The following is a 17,429-nucleotide window of genomic DNA, read 5'->3' as shown; positions in this document are numbered from 1 at the left end:
CGTCCCTCAGCGCTGCGCGATGAGGTCCGCCGCCACCTCGCCGATCAGGATCGCGGGCGCGTTCGTGTGCCCGCGGATGATCCCCGGCATCACCGACGCGTCGGCCACCCGCAGGCCGGTCACGCCGCGCACGCGCAGCGAAGGATCGACGACGGATGCCGCATCCCGGCCCATTCGCGCCGTGCCCACCGGGTGGTACAGCGTGTGCGAATAGCGGCGCAGCGACAGCTCCGCCCGCTCGTCCGCCGTCATCCGCTCGCCGCCCTCCGGCTGCACCCAGCCGCCGGTGGTCAGAGCCCGCAGCGCCGTCGTGTCGAGGAGGCGCTCACATACGGCGAGCCCCGCGCGCAGGGTGTCCGCGTCGACCGGGTCGCTGAGATAGGCGGGATCGATGACGGGCTTGTCGGCGGGATCGGCCGATGCGATCCGCACCGTACCGCGGCTGCGCGGCTGCAGCAGGATCGCGCCGACCGTGAGCCCTTCGCCCGGCAGCGGCACGAGCCCCTCGCCGACGTACGGCGCCGGCGCGAAGATGATCTCGATGTCGGGCAGTCCGTCCGGCGCGCCGACGCGGTCGGCGACGTCGGTGCGCACGAAGCCGTACGCCTCCGCGACGTTGGACGTCAGCATCCCGCGTCGCGCCGCCAGGTACCGCACCAGCTGCGAGCGGGCCTGTGCGGTGTACAGCGTGCCGCCGCGTGCGGCCGGGGCGAGCCCGGCGACGAGGTGATCCTGCAGGTTCGCGCCGACCTCCGGGGCGTCCCTAACGAGCGGGATGCCGTGCTCGGCCAGGTGCGCGGCGGGGCCGATTCCGCTGTGCAGCAGCAGCTGCGGCGTGTTCACGGTGCCGCCGCACAGGATCACCTCGCGCCGCGCGACGGCCTGCCGGGTGATGCCGTCGATCTCCACGTACACACCGGTCGCGCGCGGCGGCGCGGTCCCGGCATCCGCGAACGTCACGCGCCGCACCAGGGCGCGGGTGAGTACCCGCAGGTTGCGCCGGCCGCGCGCCGGCCGTAGGTACGCGTCGGCGGTGGAGGCGCGGGCCCCGCGGCGGTGCGTCACCATCGCCTGCGAGAAGCCCTGTCCGGCCGGCAGGTTCGGCGCCGTGACCGGATACCCGGCCTCGCGCGCGGCCTGAAGGAACGCGGCCGTGTGCGGTCGCGGGTCCCGCTGATGCTCGACGGACTGCGCGCCGTCGACGCCCTGGCTGGCATCCGCGGCATCCTGCGTCTTCTCCACGCGCCGGAAGTACGGGATGAGCGCATCCCACGACCAGCGCTCGTCGGCGGCCTCAGCCCACGCGTCGTAGTCCGCCGCGAAGCCCCGCACCCACATCATGGCGTTCAGCGACGACGATCCGCCGAGCGTCTTGCCGCGCGGCCAGTACACGGTGCGATTCTCCAGCGCCGCCTGCGGCACGGTGTCGTAGTTCCAGTCGTACGGCCCGCGGAAGAGCCGGGAGAACGCCGCCGGAACGTGCAGCTCGAGTGCGCGGTCGGGGCCGCCGGCCTCCAGCAGCAGCACCTGAACGGAGGGGTCCTCGCTGAGCCGCGCCGCGAGCGCCGCCCCCGCGGAGCCGGCGCCGACGACGATGTAGTCGGCGTCGAGGTTCATGCGCGCATCGCCGTGGCCAGGGTCGCGGCGAGGGCGGCCACCCGGTGGTGCATGTGCCAGCGCGTGAGTCCTTCGGCGACGGCCGTGCCAGTGCGCGCGTCGACGAACCACGGTGGCTTCGGCAGCACCGAGAACCTGTTGCGTGCGCCCAGCGACCGCGGGAACGGCCGGAACGGCCCGCGCATGACGGACCGTTCAACGTGGTCCAGGAGCAGCGTGTTGTGCACCACGCCGATGCCGCTGGACGCATCCGCGAGCGTGCCGCCCGGGTACGCGCCCCACGTCAGGATCGGCGTCGCGAACACGACACCCGTCCACGCGTTGACGGCTATTCCGCCGTACCGCAGGTCGGCGATCGCGCGTTCCACACCGTCGCCGAGCGCCCGCTCGGTATCCGGGTCGATCAGCACGTTCGCGCCGAGCGTGCCGGCGAGTCGGTCGTTCGCGTGCGCGACAGCGGCATCCAGGAACTCCTGACCGGTGCCGCCCAACTCCACGACGCCGAGCACCGGCGCGAAGTACTCCGTCTGCTCCAGGGCCGCGGCATCCCCGCCCGGCGCCGTCTCGACGAGCGCCCGAGTGCCGCCCGCCGACCAGGTCGCCCCCGGATGGGCCTGCGCCGCCGCGGCGAGCCGGCTGTCACTGTGCGGGTACCAGACCGGGCGCTGCGGGGCCGCCGCGTACGCCGCGCGCAGCGCCCGCAAGAACGCGTCCCGCTGCGGCCAGTCGCGGCTGAGGATCACGACCTGCCCGGCGATGCAGTTATGACCGCTGTTGTTCAGCCGCATCGTCGATATGTGCGCGGCGTGGTACCGCAGGTCCGCGCGGGTCCACACGCCGGGCACCACGATGATCGGCGACACCCCGCCCAGTTCCGCGGTGATCGGCACCGTGAGCTTCGGATCCCCGGCGGCGCGTCGCCGCGCGGCCTCGGCGCCCGTGCCCCACACAATGGCGTCGAACGTCGTGACCGATCCGGTGATGTGCACATGCGTGATGGCGGGGTGCGCGGCGAGATACGCGCCGACGTCGCCGGCGCCCCGGACGATCCGCAGGAAGCCCGGTTCGACGAGCGGCGCCAGCGCGCGCTCGAGCACGGGGATCAGCGGATCCTGGGTTGGGTTCACCTTGAGCACGCTCACGCGGTTGTGCGCGAGCAGCTCGTAGAACACGTCGAGCACCGGGATCGACGTGACGTTGCCGGCGCCGAGTACGAGCCCCGCCGCCGCCTCGTCGGCGGGATGCCGCTGGCCGAGACCCGCGTCGGCGCGCGCCTGCGGGGCCGTCGTCCCCGGCGCGAACCAGACCTCGCCGGTGTAGCCGGACAGCAGCAGCCGGTCCATGGCCGCCGCCGGGAACACGTGCGCCCGCAGCCGCCCGCCGGGTGCGGCATCCATCCGCAGACCCTCCAGCGGACTTGCACCCTTGGCGAGGGCGCGCAGGCTCCGCAGGTAGCCGTCGACGGCGGCCAGCACGGCGTACGGGCCGGACAGCCACTCCTCGCCGAGCAGCGGATGCGTCTCGTCCATGCCCTTGGACCGCGCCGCGGTCAGCGCCCACTCCTCGGCGCACGCGACGACGGCCGCCCGGATCCGCTCGAACAGCCGTGCGCGCTGGTCGAGCGTGAGGTGGGACCACGTGCGTGAGCCGGTGCCGACGGCGTCGATGGCGGCGTCGAGATCGGCGCGGACGGCGGCGGGGAGGCGCGGGGGGCGTGTCCGCGCCGTCTTCTTCGCGGGTGACGAGGTGCTGTTCGCGGCTGTCGACACGACGCTCTCCTTCGGGCCGCTGTTCTCGGCGTCAGTCTACGTGTGGCACCGGGTCCCACGGCGCGTGCGACCGGATTCCTCAGCCGACGTCGATATCCGATCGCCGCAGCCGGTAGCGGCGCAGCGACACGAGGCTCAGCGCTATCAGCGCCGCCGGCAGCGCGCTGAACGCGACCACGATGCCGGTGACCGCGGCATCCGGCTGCACGACGGTCACGGCGGCGGTGGACGAGACGTACCCGGTCACCGCGAGCGTGAGCGACAGCACGGCCGCGCCCAGCGCAAAGCCGACGGTCTCACCGGCGGTCCACACGCCGCTGAACGCGCCGGCGCGGCCCGGCCCGTGCGTCCGCTCGTCGTGCGAGATCACGTCGGGCAGCATCGCCATCGGCAGCGACTGCATCCCCGCGTACGCGACGCCGGCGACGGCGACCGGGATGTATGCCCACGCTCCGGGCGCCCACTGCAGGCCGAGCAGGGCCAGCGCGGCCACGCCGAACAGGATGCCGGCCGCGGCAAAAGCCCGCTCCTTGCCGGTGCGCGCGGAGACCGCTCCCCACAGCGGCGCGGCGAGGAACGCCGGGGCTATCAGCGCGACGAACAGCAGCGTCACGGCGGCCTGCGAGTGCAGCACCCACGTCGCCACGTACTGCGCTCCCGCCAGCATGAGCCCGGTCGCCAGCGCCTGCAGCAGATACGTGAGCAGCAGCGCCCGGAACGGGGCGCTGCGGCGCAGCGTCGCTATCGCCGCCGCGTAGTGCGCACGGATCCCGCCGGGCAGCGCCGGGCTCGCGGCACGGGATGGTGCCGCGGCGCGCGCTGCGCGCCCGGCGACCGTCGTGGCCACCAGCATCCCGACCGTCAGCACGACCCCGGAGACCACTCCCATCAGCAGGTACCCGGTGGCGGGATCGCCGGTGCTGTCGCGCAGGATCGGCCCGCCCGCGCCGAACAGCAGGATCGCGAGCGTCAGCACGACCACGCGCCAGGTGAGGAGCCGGGTCCTTTCGTCGTAGCCCGGCGTGAGCTCGGCGGGCAGCGCTATGTACGGCACCTGGAACAGGCTGAAGGATGTCGCGGTCAGCAGGAACGCGAGCAGCACCCAGCCGGCACCCACCACCGGGCCGAAAGAGGCGGGCGCGGAGAACGTCAGCGCGAAGAACAGCCAGATGGTGCCCGCGCCGACGAGCATGAGGCGCCGGCGCGAGCCGCGGCGGGCGAGCTCGCGGTCGCTGAGGGCGCCGACCACCGGGTCGATCACGACATCCCAGATCTTCGCCGCGGTGATCACGATGCCGGCGACGAGAGCGGCGACGCCGAGCGAATCCGTCAGGTAGTACGTGAGCACCAGGCCGGGCAGGGTCGCGAACCCACCCGTGCCGATCGAGCCGATCGCATAGCGGGTGACGACGCCGGCGGGAAGCCGCACGGCGGGTGCGGCGGTCCGGGGTGCCCGTGTGTCGGGTGCCGGTGTCCCGGGTGCCGGTGTCCCGGGTGCGGCGGCGGTCTCGGGTGCCGCGTCGGGAGCGTCGTTGCTCATCGCGCCAGTGTATTGCCCGGCCCTCCTCGGCTGGGCCGAGGGGAATGGCCGAGGAGAGGACATTCTCCGGTATTTCGGTCCTCGCTTGGGCCGAACTCCTCGGCTCGGCCGAGGGGCCCGGCTCAGCCGACCGCGCGCAGCGCGGCGGCGACCTTCGCGGTGCCGTCCGCCACTTCGGCGAACGACGTCGACAGCGGTGAGAGGCCTATCCGCAGCCCGCCGGGGTCGCGGTAGTCGGGGATGACGTCCTGCTCCCACAGTGCCGCGGTGACCTCGCGCATCCGCGGATGCGCGAGCGTGACGTGGCCGCCGCGGAATGCAGGGTCACGCGGCGACGCGACGGTGACGCCGAGGGGCGCGAGCCACGCGTCGGCGAGACGGATCGCGAACTCCGTGAGCGCCACCGACTTCTCCCGGATCGGCCCGATCCCGACATCCTCGACGCGGGCCACCATGTCGCGCAGCGCGACCATCGCGGTGATCGGCGGTGTCCCGGACAGGAACCGGCGCATGCCGACCGCCGGTGTGTACTCCGGGCCCATCGCGAACACGTCGGCTGCGCCCATCCATCCGTGGATGGGCTGGCTCAGCGTCTCCTGGTGTCGCGTCGCAACGTATGCGAACGCCGGTGAGCCGGGTCCGCCGTTCAGGTACTTGTACGTGCACCCGACGGCGAGGTCGAATTCCCACCGATCGGCCTGGACCTCGACCGCGCCGACCGAGTGGCACAGGTCCCACACGATGAGCGCTCCCGCCGCGTGCGCGATCGCAGTGAGGGCCGCCGCATCCGCCATATACCCGGAACGGTATGCAACGTGGCTCAGCAGCACCAGCGCCGTCTGCGGGCCCACCGCGGCGCTCAGCGCGTCGGCGGTGACGCCGGCGTCGAGGTCCACGTCGATCCATCGCACATCGCCGCCGCGCTCGGCGGCGATGCCCTCCACGAGGTACCGGTCGGTGGGGAAGTTGTCGCGATCGACGACGATCTCCACGCGGGCGGGGTCGGCTGCCTGGGCCGCATCGAACGCGGCGCGCACGAGCTTGTACAGCAGCACCGTCGTGGAGTCGCCGACGACGGTCTGGCCCGGGGCCGCGCCCAGCGCAGCCGCGCCGATCCGGTCTCCGAGCGCGAACGGCAGCGCCATCCACTGCTCGTCCCATCCGCGGATCAGGCGTCCACCCCACTCCTCACGCACGAAAACAGCGAGGCCCTCCACGCTCTCGCGCAGCGGGCGGCCCAGCGAGTTGCCGTCGAAGTAGACGAGCGGCGCCTCGCTGCCGACGAACGCGTCGCGATGGGCGCGCAGCGGGTCGGCGGCGTCGAGGGCGGATGCCTCGGCGTGAGCATCCGGGAAGCTCAGGCCGGTCTCAGGGTTCACGGGTGACAAGCTCCTCGGTGGGGACGACCCGCGCACCGGCCAGCCAGTGCGGGATGTCGCGGGCCGCCTCCGGCGGCGGGCCCGGCACGAACGTGGACACGGCCTCGTCGCGGCGCTGCCGAGGCCATGGGTCGGTGAGGGTCTGGATCAGCGCCGGTCCGCGCAGGCCCGCGCGGTGCAGGCAGCGCAGCTCGGCGAGGTCGAGGCCGCTCGGCCGGTCGCCGTTGCCGAGGTCGGTTCCGTACAGCACGGTGCCGCCGGCGGCCGCGAACGCGGCGACGTTCGTGATCGCCACGCTCGGATCCTCGTGCACGGCGAGTGTGGAGATCCACCGCTGGCCGGCCTCGACGGCGCGGGCGAGGAGCGCGGCATCCACGGTCTGGGTGAACGGAGCGTGCGCGAGCGCGTCCACGCCCGCGTCCACGGCGCGCTGCGTCATCCCCTCGCCCTCCACGTGCGCTATCACCGGGATGCTGCGCGCGTGCGCGGACGCGACGACGACGTCCAGGGTCGCCGCGTCGAACACGGGGCCGTCGTCGCTGTTGAGCGCGACCTTTATCACTGCCGCGCCGGCATCCGCCATTTCGTCGACGGCCGTGCGCGCCCCGCCGGGCACGCCGGGCGCATCTGATGCGGAGGTCACGATGTGCACGATCTGCGCGGGTGCCCACGCGCGGAACGACGGATATCCGCCGGGCACGGTGAGGAACGCACCGGCATATGCCACGTGCGGCATACCGTCTTTCGGGCGCCGTGCGAAGTAGCCTGGGTCGCCGCCGAGATCGAGCGCCGCCGCTATCCCGTGCAGCGGCAGGGCGTGCTCGTCGACCAGGTGCAGGTGGATGTGGTGGTCCGTGAACGGCGCGAGCGCTATGCCCTCGTCGTTCGAGAGCGCTCGCCGGCAGAACCGGGCGGTGGGGCCGAGCAGCTGCTGCAGCGCCTCGACGTCGGGATGCGTCACCCTCAGGCTCCGATCTCGGTGCGGACGGCGTACAGCTCGGGGAAGAACGTGAGGTCGAGCGCCCGCTTCAGGAAGGAAACGCCGCTGGACCCGCCGGTGCCGCGCTTGTAGCCGATGATCCGCTCGACCGTCTTCAAGTGGCGGAATCGCCACAGCTGGAAGTTGTCCTCCAGGTCGACGAGCTCCTCGCACGTCTCATACGCGCCCCAGTGCGCGGCGGTGTCGGCGTAGATCCCGGCGAAGACCGGCACCAGCTCCGGCGTGAACTCCCAGGCCTTCGTGACATCGCGCTCGAGCACACCGGCGGGGATCGCGTAGCCCTTGCGGGCCAGCAGTCGGAGGAACTCGTCGTACAGGCTGGGCGCCTCCAGCGCAGTGCGCACGAGAGCGAGGCTGTCGGGATCCGCGGCGAAGACCCGCAGCATCCCGGCGTGCTTGTTGCCGAGCATGAATTCGACGGCCCGGTACTGGGCGGATTGGAACCCGCTGGCGTTGCCGAGGATGCCGCGGAACTCCGCGTATTCGGCGGGGGTGAGCGTGGCCAGCACCGACCACTGGTCGGTGATCGTCTTCTGGATGTGCTTGACCCGCGCGACGCACTTCAGCGCCTGTGCGAGCTCGTCGTCCCGGAGGTGGGCGCACGCCGCCGCGAGCTCGTGGAGGATCAGCTTCAGCCACAGCTCCGTGGTCTGGTGCTGCACGATGAACAGCAGCTCGTCGTGATGCTCGGGGGAGCTCAGGGGATGCTGCGCCGACAGCAGGGTGTGCAGCTCGAGATATCCGCCATAGCTCATGCGATCTTCGAAGTCGGTGACCACCGTGTCTTCGATCGTCCGGGTGTTCCGCTCGACTCCGTCGTCCACGTGTCCACTCTAGAGCGCGGTCTGCGGCGTGATCGCCGACTCGATCCCGGCGCGACGGCGCGGACGGCGCCGCCCTCACGTGTCGCACAAGATGCGGCATCCGGGGCACCGAAGCCGCAGGTGCTGCGACATCCCCAGCACCGCGTCGCACACGGTGCGGGATGTCGGTGACGCAACCCGCAGGTTGTGTGACACGTCGCGCGCGGCGCGCGCCGGCGCGACTCAGATGAGGGCGAGCTCGCGGAGCTTCGCGTCCACGTCGGCGTTCGAGGGCTCGACCTGGTGGCTCGCGTCCGGGTAGACCACCACGGGGATGTTCGTGCGGCCCGAGATCTCCTTGGCGACATCCGCGGCCGCAGGGTCGGCGACGAGGTCGATGTAGTCGTAGTCGATGCCCAACTCGTCGAGCTGGGTCTTGGTGCGGCGGCAATCGCGGCACCAGTCGGCGCCGAACATCGTGATGCGGGTCGTAGAGGTCGTCATGCCTCCATTCTCGCGGAGCCCGGCTGGGTGGGCGCCGAGCGCGCCGCCGCGCCCCGAACCCGGGTCAGGGGCGCCCAAGGCCGCGGTACGTCCAGCCGGCCGCGCGCCAGCGCGCCGGGTCGTAGCTGTTGCGCCCGTCGACGACATTGCGCGCAGCCACGAGCGGGGCGACAGCGTCCGGGTCGAGGTAACGGTACTGGTCCCACTCGGTGACGAGCACCATGACGTCGGCGCCCGCCACCGCCTCCTCGAACGAGGCACGGTAGTCCAGCTGCGGGTGCAGCGCGCGGGCGTTCGCTATCGCCTCCGGATCGGTGGCCCGGACACGCGCGCCGAGCCCCGTCAGCCGCACGGCCACGTCCAGGGCGGGCGAGTCCCGCACGTCGTCCGAGTGCGGCTTGAACGCCAGCCCGAGCACAGCGACGGTCTTGCCGTACGGCTCGTGGTCCAGCAGGTCGACGACGTGGTCGACGACCTTCGCGCGACGTCGCAGGTTGATGGCATCCACTTCCTTGAGGAACGCCACCGACTCGCCGCGTCCGAGCTCCTCCGCCCGCGCCATGAACCCCCGGATGTCCTTGGGCAGACATCCGCCGCCGAAGCCGACTCCGGCGCCGAGGAACCGCCGCCCGATGCGGCCGTCGAAGCCGATCGCGTCGGCCAGCTGGGTGACGTCGGCGCCGGTCGTCTCCGCTATCTCCGCCATCGCGTTGATGAACGAGATCTTCGTCGCGAGGAACGCGTTCGCCGATACCTTGACCAGCTCCGCCGTCGCATAGTCGGTGAGCACGAGCGGGGTGTCGTCGGCGAGTGCGGCGGCGTACACCTCGCGCAGCGCGGTCTCGGCGGTGGATGCCGCCTCCGGCCGCGGCGGGAGGCCGAACACCAGGCGATCCGGCGTGAGCGAGTCCTTCACGGCGAAGCCCTCGCGCAGGAACTCCGGGTTCCAGGCCAGCACCGCGCCGGATCCGCCGTCGGCGACCTTCGCGGCGAGCCGCGCGGCCGTGCCCACCGGCACCGTGGATTTGCCCACCACGACATCCCCCGCCGACAGCTGCGGCAGCAGCTGGTCGAACGCCGCATCCACGTACCGCAGGTCGGCCGCGTTCGAGCCCTTCAGCTGCGGCGTGCCCACCGTGATGAAGTGCACGCGGGCGCCCCGCACCGCCGAGATGTCGTCCGTGAAGGTCAGCCGCCCGGTGGCGCCGGCCTCCACCAGCAGTTCCGGAAGGCCGGGTTCGAAGAACGGCGCCTCCCCGCGTCGGAGCGCCGCCAGCTTGACCGGATCGACATCCACCCCCACCACGTCGTGGCCCAGTGTCGCGAGCGCGGCCGCATGGACCGCCCCCAGGTAGCCGCATCCGATCACGGAGATTCGCATGGTCAGCACATTACGGGACACGCGTCGCCGCCCGCAGACGGGGCGGTCCCTCCGGATCCGCTATGCAGTTGTCCGCAGACCGGGAGATGTCCAGGCGCGCATGGGACGATGGAGCCACCGCGCCCGCCGCAGAACCGGAAGACCCATGCAGCTGTCGATCATCGTCCCGACGTACAACGAGGCGCCCAATGTGGCCGAGCTCGTGCGTCGCATCGCCGTGGCGACGCGCGGCGTGGACGCCGAGATCCTGTTCGTGGACGACAGCACGGATGCCACGCCCGACGTCGTGCGCGAGGTCGCCACCGCCGCGCCCCTGCCGGTGCGGCTCATCCATCGGGATGTCGCCACCGCGGGCCTGGGCGGCGCGGTCGTGGCGGGGATGCAGGCGGCGGCATTCGATCTCTGCCTCGTGATGGACGGCGACCTGCAGCATCCCCCGGAGGACATCCCCGCGCTCCTGGCCCGGCACGCGGCCGGGGATGTCGACATCGTCGTGGCATCCCGCTACATCGGTGACGGCTCGGCGCAGGGACTGGCCGACCGCACCCGCGTGTTCGTCTCGAAGCTGTCGACGCTGCTGACCCGCGCCATGTTCCCGATCCGGCTGCGCGGCGTGTCCGACCCGATGACCGGCTTCTTCCTCGTCGACCGGCGCAGCGTTGACCTGGACGGCCTGCGGCCGCGGGGGTTCAAGATCCTCCTGGAGATGCTCGCGCGCCGCAGCCTGCGGGTGGCGGAGATCCCGTTCCGGTTCGCGGACCGGTTCGCCGGGGAGTCGAAGGCCTCGGTGCGCCAGGGCGTGAACTTCCTCGTCCAGCTGACCGGCCTGCGGTTCGGCAAGATGTCGCTGTTCGCGGTCATCGGCGGGCTCGGCGCCCTGACGAACCTCGCCATCATGTGGGCCCTGACCGAGCTGGGGATGCATTACATCCCGGCCGCCATCATCGGCTCCGAGGTCACGATCATCGGAAACTTCCTGCTGCAGGAGCGGTTCGTCTTCCAAGACATGCGGGCGGATGCCGCGGGCACGTGGACCCGCTTCGCGAAGTCGTTCGCGTTCAACAACGTCGAGGCCATCGTGCGGATCCCCGTGATAGCGCTCCTGGTGAACACGTGGCATCTGTCCAGCGTGATAGCAGCGGCCATCACGCTGATCGTGGCGTTCGTCGTGCGGTTCATGTTCCACTCGCTCGTGGTCTACGCCCCGCGGCGGGCCGGCGCACCGTCGGCCGCCCGCGAACTCGTCGACGAGATCGACGCGCAGCTCATGTCCCCGGGCGAGCTGTGACAGCCCGTCGTCACGGCATGAGCGTCAGCGTCTCCCCGTCCTGGCGGTAGCGTTCACCGCTGTCCGGGCACACCCATTCGTCGCCGCGCCGCTCGAGCGGCCGACCCACCCGGCCGACCCAGCCGATCCGGCGGGCGGGGACACCCACCACGAGTGCGTGGGCCGGGACGTCCTTCGTCACGACGGCGCCGGCGGCCACCAGCGCCCACGCCCCGATCCTCACGGGGGCTATGCACACCGCGCGCGCGCCGATCGACGCGCCGTCCTCGATGACCACGCCGACCGGATGCCAGTCGTCGGCCGACTTGAGCGACCCGTCCGGGTTCGCCGCACGCGGGAACTCGTCGTTGGTCAGCACCGCCGCCGGCCCGATGAACACGCCGTCGCCGAGCCGCGCCGGCTCGTACACCAGGGCGTAGTTCTGCAGCTTGCAGGCATCCCCGATCACGACATCCGGCCCGACGTACGCCCCGCGGCCGATGTTGCAGTCGGCGCCCACGCGCGCCCCTTCGCGGATCTGGGCGAGGTGCCAGACCCGCGTGTTCTCGCCGATCTCGGCGTGCTCGTCGATGTCGGATGTGGCCTGGACGGTGGCGGATGGGGCGATGCTCACGGCGGACCTCCAGGGATGGGTGCCCCTCAGCATAGGGACCGTGCGGGAACTTCGAAATGGGTACTGCCGCACATCGGCGTCCGTGGCTATACTGCACAGCGGGGAGACACTCATCCTCGTCGTCCGCTGGGGCAATCAGGGCGTCGGTGTGGGTGTCTTGAAGAATTGGGGAGATCTGTGGGGATCCCCCCGGCTGGGGACTGGGGACATGCTGAAAACTGGGGAACGGCGTCTCGGCACGCAACGGCGCGGTTGGCGCGCCATCACCGTGGGGGCGGTTCTCGCCGTCGTCGCGAGTGCGCTCATCGTCGTCGACGTGCCGACCGCGGTCATGGCCGACGGCGGCAGTTCGTGCGGGGCGACCATCAACCCGATCGCCTGCGAGAACTCGAAGCCGGGCACCGATCCCAGCATCTGGGACATCGACGGTGCCGGCGACGCCGACATCCAGGGCTTCGCCACCGACATCAGCGTGAACGCGGGCAGCCGCATCGACTTCAAGATCGACACGAGCGCGACGTCGTACAAGATCGACATCTACCGCACCGGGTGGTACCAGGGACTGGGTGCCCGGTACATCACATCGGTCCCCGTCACGGCACCCCTGCCGCAGCGCCAGCCGCAGTGCATCTCGGACACCACCACCGAACTCTACGACTGCGGCAACTGGGGCGTGTCGGCGTCCTGGACCGTGCCGTCCACCGCGGTGTCGGGCGTCTACATCGCCAAGCTCACCCGCAACGACAACGGCGATGACAGCCACATCATCTTCATCGTCCGCAATGACGGGAATCACTCGGACATCGTCTTCCAGACCTCCGATCCCACGTGGCAGGCGTACAACACGTACGGCGGGTCGGACTTCTATCAGGGCGCCGCGAACGGCCGCGCCTACAAGATCAGCTACAACCGTCCGTTCGCCACGCGCGGCAACACGAATGGGCGCGACTTCTACTTCAGCAGCGAGTTCGCCATGGTGCGCTTCCTCGAGCGCAACGGCTACGACGTGAGCTACATGGCCGGCGTCGACAGCGACCGGTACGGAGCGCAGCTGCTCAATCACAAGGTCTTCCTGTCCGTCGGCCATGACGAATACTGGTCGGCGGCGCAGCGCACGAACGTGACGGCCGCACGGGATGCCGGTGTGAACCTGCAGTTCCTCTCCGGCAACGAGATCTACTGGCACACCCGCTACGAGGCATCCTCGGCCAGCGGCACCAGCACGCCCTACCGCACCCTGGTGTCGTACAAGGAGACGTGGGGCAACTCCGCCAACCCGAACGGCGGCAAGATCGACACCTCCACGCCGGAGTGGACCGGCACGTGGCGCGATCCCCGATTCGCGACGGCCGCCAACGGCGGCACGATGCCCGAGAACGGGCTCACCGGCACCATGTACATGAGCAACGACACGGACCTTCCGGTCACCGTCAGCAGTGCGGAAGGCAAGACGCGACTGTGGCGCAACACGTCGCTGACCTCCCTCGCCGCCGGCACGTCGCAGGCGCTCGCCGCGCACACCGTCGGCTACGAGTCCGATGAGGATGTCGACAACGGATTCCGGCCGGCGGGCCTCGTCCGGCTCTCCACGACCGTGGGGTCCACACCGCAGTATCTGACCGACTACGGCAGCGTGGTGGTTCCCGGCACGACGCAGCATCACGTCACGCTGTACCGGGCGGCCAGCGGCGCTCTCGTGTTCGGCGCGGGCACCATCCAGTGGGCGTGGGGCCTCGACCAGACCCACGACGGCAACGGCGCACCCGCCGATGTGCGGATGCAGCAGGCCCAGGTCAACATGTTCGCGGACATGGGCGCCCAGCCGACCACCCTCATGAGCGGCCTCGTCGCCACGGCCAAGAGCAGCGACACGACAGCACCGACCACCCAGATCACCAGCCCCGCCGCCGGAGCGTCGATAGCGAACGGCACCTCCGTGACGGTCACCGGGACGGCATCCGATGGCGGCGGAGTCGTCGCCGGTGTCGAAGTGTCCACGGACGGCGGAACCACCTGGCACCCCGCCACGGGCACGACGGCGTGGAGCTACACGTACATCCAGCAGGGCACCGGCACCGCGTCGATCATCGCGCGCGCGATCGACGACAGCGCGAACTACGCGGCGGCCGGAACGTCGCGGACCGTCGCCGTGACCGGGAGCGCCTCGGTGTTCGGCGCCACCGTGCCCACGACGCCGACGGTCAGCGACACGTCGTCCGTCGAACTGGGACTGCGGTTCGTGCCGGATACGGACGGCTTCATCACCGGCGTGCGCTTCTACAAGGGGACGCGCAACACCGGCACCCACGTCGGCTCGCTGTGGAGCAGCACGGGGGCGCGTCTGGGCACCGTGACGTTCACCGGTGAGACGGCGACCGGCTGGCAGACGGCGAAGTTCGCCGCGCCGATCGCGGTGGACGCCGGAGCGAAGTACACGGTGTCCTACACCGCGCCCAACGGCGGCTATGCCGCCGATCCCCTCTACTGGCCGTACAAAGCGCGCCCGAGTACGCCGGTCACGGTGCCCAGCGGCGTCGGTGCGGCGAACCCCGGCGTGTACGGCGACCCCGGGACATTCCCCACCGACACGTACCAGGACGGCAACTACTACGTCGACGTCCTGTTCGACAAGACCGACAACTCGCCGCTGAAGATCGTCTCCGCGACCCCGACCCCGGGCTCCTCGAGCAACCTCGTCAGCAGCCCCGTCGTCGCCACGCTCAACCGCGCCCCGGTCGCCTCGTCGGTGTCCGTGACGGTGAAGACAGCATCGGGCACAGCCGTGGCGGGAACGACGACGGTCGACACCACGGCGAAGACGATCCGCTTCACTCCGACGGCGGCGCTGGACTCGAGCGTGACGTACACGGTCACGATATCCGCGGTCGACTCGGCCGGTGTGGGCTTCGCCGCGGGCGGTGGCGTGTGGTCGTTCTCCACGGCGGCGCAGACGCTTCCGGACGGAACGTGCCCCTGCTCGCTGTACCCCGATACGTCGACCCCGGTGATAGCCTCCGCGGCGGACACCGCCTCGGTGACCCTCGGCGTGCGCTTCTCGAGCACGCTGGCGGGGACCATCACGGCGCTGCGCTTCTACAAGGGCTCGGCGAACACCGGAACGCATGTGGGCACGCTGTGGAGCAGCTCCGGCACGGCGCTGGCATCCGTGACGTTCACCGGTGAGAGCACCCAGGGATGGCAGACGGGTGTGCTGTCCGCACCGGTGTCGATCACCGCGGGCACGCAGTACATAGCGTCCTACACCGCTCCGGTCGGGGCGTACTCGGTGAACGCCGGGGCGTACAACTCCAGCTACACGCGCGGGCCCCTGCAGGTGCCGGCGAACGGCGCGGTGTACACGTACGCCGGTGGCTTCCCGAACAGCACGTCCACGACGGACTACGGCGTCGATGTGGTGTTCCAGGGCGCGCCCACCGGGCCGGTCGTCGTCTCGGCGACGCCCGCGAGCGGAAGCGTCGGGGTGAGCACGGCGAGCCCGATCACCGTCACGTTCAACAGCGCCGTCTCGGCCGCGACGTTCGGTGTGAGTTCCTCCGGAACGCAGATCGCCGGGAGCACCGCGTACAGCACCGATGGGAAGACGGTCACCTTCACGCCGTCCGCCGCGCTTCCCGGCGGCGCCCTGATCGCCGTGTCCGTCACCGGGGTGACCGGCGCCAACGGCGTGGCGGGTGGTCCGGTGTCCTGGTCGTTCCAGACCGCCGCGGCCGGAAGCGGGTCCGGCCCGATCACGTTCTTCGGGCAGCAGACCATCACGCCGACGACCGCCACCAGCGACACCACCGCCGTCATCCTCGGGATGTCGTTCACGACGTCGACCTCCGGGGAGGTGTCCGCGATCCGCTTCCTGAAGGCACCCGAGAACACCGGAACGCATATCGGCTGGCTGTGGGGCGCGGGCAGCACGCCACTGGCGACGGTGACGTTCCAGGACGAGACCTCCAGCGGGTGGCAGCGTGCCGTCCTCGACACGCCGGTGACGATCGACCCGGGGCAGACGTACACGGTGTCGTACCTCGCTCCGAACGGGAACTACTCGTACCAGAGCGCCGGCCTCGCGTCGGCCGTGACCAGCGGCCCGTTGTCGACGGTCGTCGGTGCGAACGGCCTGTACTCGTACGGGACCAGCGGACGACCGACATCCTCGTGGAACTCGACGAACTACTTCGTCGACGTGGAGTTCACGGCCGGTCCGGCGACGGCTCCCGTGGCGACGCTGTTCGGCACGACCGCACCGGACATCGCGTCGACGTCGGACACGGCCGCGATCGAGGTCGGCACGACGTTCACGGTCGCCCAATCGGGCAGCGTGACGGCCCTGCGGTACTACCGTGGCGCCGGAGCCGCCGGCGCCACGACGGGATCGCTGTGGTCGAGCGGCGGCTCGCGGTTGGCGCAGGTGACGTTCTCGAGCTCGTCGACCGGGTGGGTGCGCGCCACGCTGTCCACTCCCGTGGCCGTCTCGCCGGGACAGACCTACACCGTGTCGTACTTCGCGCCTGGAGGCGGGTACGCGATGACGCGGAACTTCTTCACGTCGCCGGTGGTGAACGGCGACATCACCGGAACGAACGGCGTCTTCGTCTACGGTGCCAGTGGCGGATTCCCGACCCAGTCGTACCAGTCGTCGGCCTACTTCGCCGACGTCGAGATAGCGTTCGGCGCAGCACCGGATCCGAGCCCGTCGCCCAGCCCGAGCCCGACGCCGACGCCCACTCCGACGCCGACGCCGACGCCGACTCCGACGCCGACGCCGACGCCGGCCCTGACAGCGACGACTCCGGCATCCGGGGCGACCGGCGTGGACCCGGCGAAGGCGGTGACCGCGACGCTGACGAACGCCACGTCCGCGGCGATCACCGTGAAGACCGGCACGACGACGGTGGCGGGAACGTCCAGCTTCAACGCCACGACGGGAGTCGCGACGTTCACGCCCACGGCGGCGCTGGGCTGGACGACCACGTACACTGCGACCGTCACGGCCAACGGGGCGGCGGTCACCGGCGGAACATGGTCGTTCACGACGATGGCCAAGCAGGACCAGGTCAGCCTGTTCCCGACCGGCACGCCGACGGCCCCCAACACGTCCTCGACCCTCGCGATCCAGGTCGCGACCCGCTTCAAGGCCACCGCGCCCGGCGTGGTCACGGCCATCAGGTTCTACAAGGGCAGCTCGAACACCGGCACCCACACCGGGTACCTCTGGCGAGCAGGCGGGACGAAGCTCGCGACCGTGACGTTCACGGGTGAGACCGCGTCCGGGTGGCAGACCGCCGTCCTGTCCACCCCCGTGCGGCTCACGGTCGGCACCGAGTACCGGGTCGGCATGTACAGCACGTCGAAGTTCTACGCGCTGACCACCAACGGGCTGACCGCAGCCGTGACGAACGGACCTATCACCACGCTCGCCACCGGTGGTGCGTCCAGCAACAGTACGTCCTATCCGAGTACGACGTCCCGGAACAACTACTGGGTCGATATCATCTTCGATCCCGACAACTGACGACTCGTCGG

The 17,429-nt window shown here is 71.0% G+C and carries 11 protein-coding genes; 2 read left to right on the top strand and 9 right to left on the bottom strand.

All coding sequences use genetic code 11. The features are described from left to right. Nucleotides 1-6 precede the first annotated feature (6 nt). From GH740_RS02540 to GH740_RS02505, 8 genes are all read right to left on the bottom strand, one after another. Nucleotides 7-1,617 (bottom strand): GMC family oxidoreductase, encoded by a 1,611-nt coding sequence (locus GH740_RS02540; protein WP_153744490.1) that lies wholly within the window; start codon nt 1,615-1,617, stop codon nt 7-9. Continuing rightward, nucleotides 1,614-3,386, bottom strand: a complete 1,773-nt coding sequence (locus GH740_RS02535; protein ID WP_367640389.1) for an aldehyde dehydrogenase family protein — start codon at nt 3,384-3,386, stop codon at nt 1,614-1,616. Before GH740_RS02535 ends, GH740_RS02540 begins: the two co-directional genes overlap by 4 nt. Before the next feature lie 79 nt (nt 3,387-3,465). Further along, on the bottom strand, nt 3,466-4,926 hold the full coding sequence (locus GH740_RS02530; RefSeq protein ID WP_153744489.1) for an MFS transporter: 1,461 nt from the start codon (nt 4,924-4,926) through the stop codon (nt 3,466-3,468). 122 nt (nt 4,927-5,048) lie between these two features. Next, nucleotides 5,049-6,305, bottom strand: a complete 1,257-nt coding sequence (locus GH740_RS02525) for a kynureninase (RefSeq protein WP_367640386.1) — start codon at nt 6,303-6,305, stop codon at nt 5,049-5,051. Next, the gene (locus GH740_RS02520) at nt 6,295-7,266 is read right to left on the bottom strand and encodes a hypothetical protein (protein ID WP_367640384.1); all 972 of its coding nucleotides are present in this window, start codon (nt 7,264-7,266) and stop codon (nt 6,295-6,297) included. The genes GH740_RS02525 and GH740_RS02520 overlap by 11 nt, the downstream gene beginning before the upstream one ends. A 2-nt stretch (nt 7,267-7,268) precedes the next feature. Next, entirely contained in the window at nt 7,269-8,129 is an 861-nt protein-coding gene (gene kynA / locus GH740_RS02515; RefSeq protein WP_367640382.1) for a tryptophan 2,3-dioxygenase, read from the bottom strand. Between the two features lie 222 nt (nt 8,130-8,351). Continuing rightward, nucleotides 8,352-8,612 (bottom strand): glutaredoxin domain-containing protein, encoded by a 261-nt coding sequence (locus GH740_RS02510; RefSeq protein ID WP_153744487.1) that lies wholly within the window; start codon nt 8,610-8,612, stop codon nt 8,352-8,354. Between the two features lie 64 nt (nt 8,613-8,676). Next, on the bottom strand, nt 8,677-9,993 hold the full coding sequence (locus tag GH740_RS02505) for a UDP-glucose/GDP-mannose dehydrogenase family protein (RefSeq protein ID WP_153744486.1): 1,317 nt from the start codon (nt 9,991-9,993) through the stop codon (nt 8,677-8,679). A gap of 145 nt (nt 9,994-10,138) precedes the next feature. On the opposite strand from GH740_RS02505, the gene GH740_RS02500 reads away from it, so the two are divergent. Further along, the gene (locus GH740_RS02500; RefSeq protein ID WP_153744485.1) at nt 10,139-11,281 is read left to right on the top strand and encodes a glycosyltransferase family 2 protein; all 1,143 of its coding nucleotides are present in this window, start codon (nt 10,139-10,141) and stop codon (nt 11,279-11,281) included. A 10-nt stretch (nt 11,282-11,291) separates the two neighbouring features. On the opposite strand, the gene GH740_RS02495 is transcribed toward GH740_RS02500, so the two are convergent. Next, nucleotides 11,292-11,894 (bottom strand): acyltransferase, encoded by a 603-nt coding sequence (locus GH740_RS02495; protein WP_367640379.1) that lies wholly within the window; start codon nt 11,892-11,894, stop codon nt 11,292-11,294. 208 nt (nt 11,895-12,102) lie between these two features. On the opposite strand from GH740_RS02495, the gene GH740_RS02490 reads away from it, so the two are divergent. Further along, a complete protein-coding gene (locus GH740_RS02490) occupies nt 12,103-17,418 on the top strand; it encodes a DUF4082 domain-containing protein (RefSeq protein ID WP_153744483.1) in 5,316 nt (1,771 codons plus the stop codon). The last annotated feature ends 11 nt before the right edge of the window (nt 17,419-17,429 follow it).

Source organism: Microbacterium sp. SYP-A9085, assembly GCF_009649635.1.
Taxonomy (GTDB): domain Bacteria; phylum Actinomycetota; class Actinomycetes; order Actinomycetales; family Microbacteriaceae; genus Microbacterium.
This window is presented reverse-complemented; position numbering and strand designations above follow the sequence as displayed.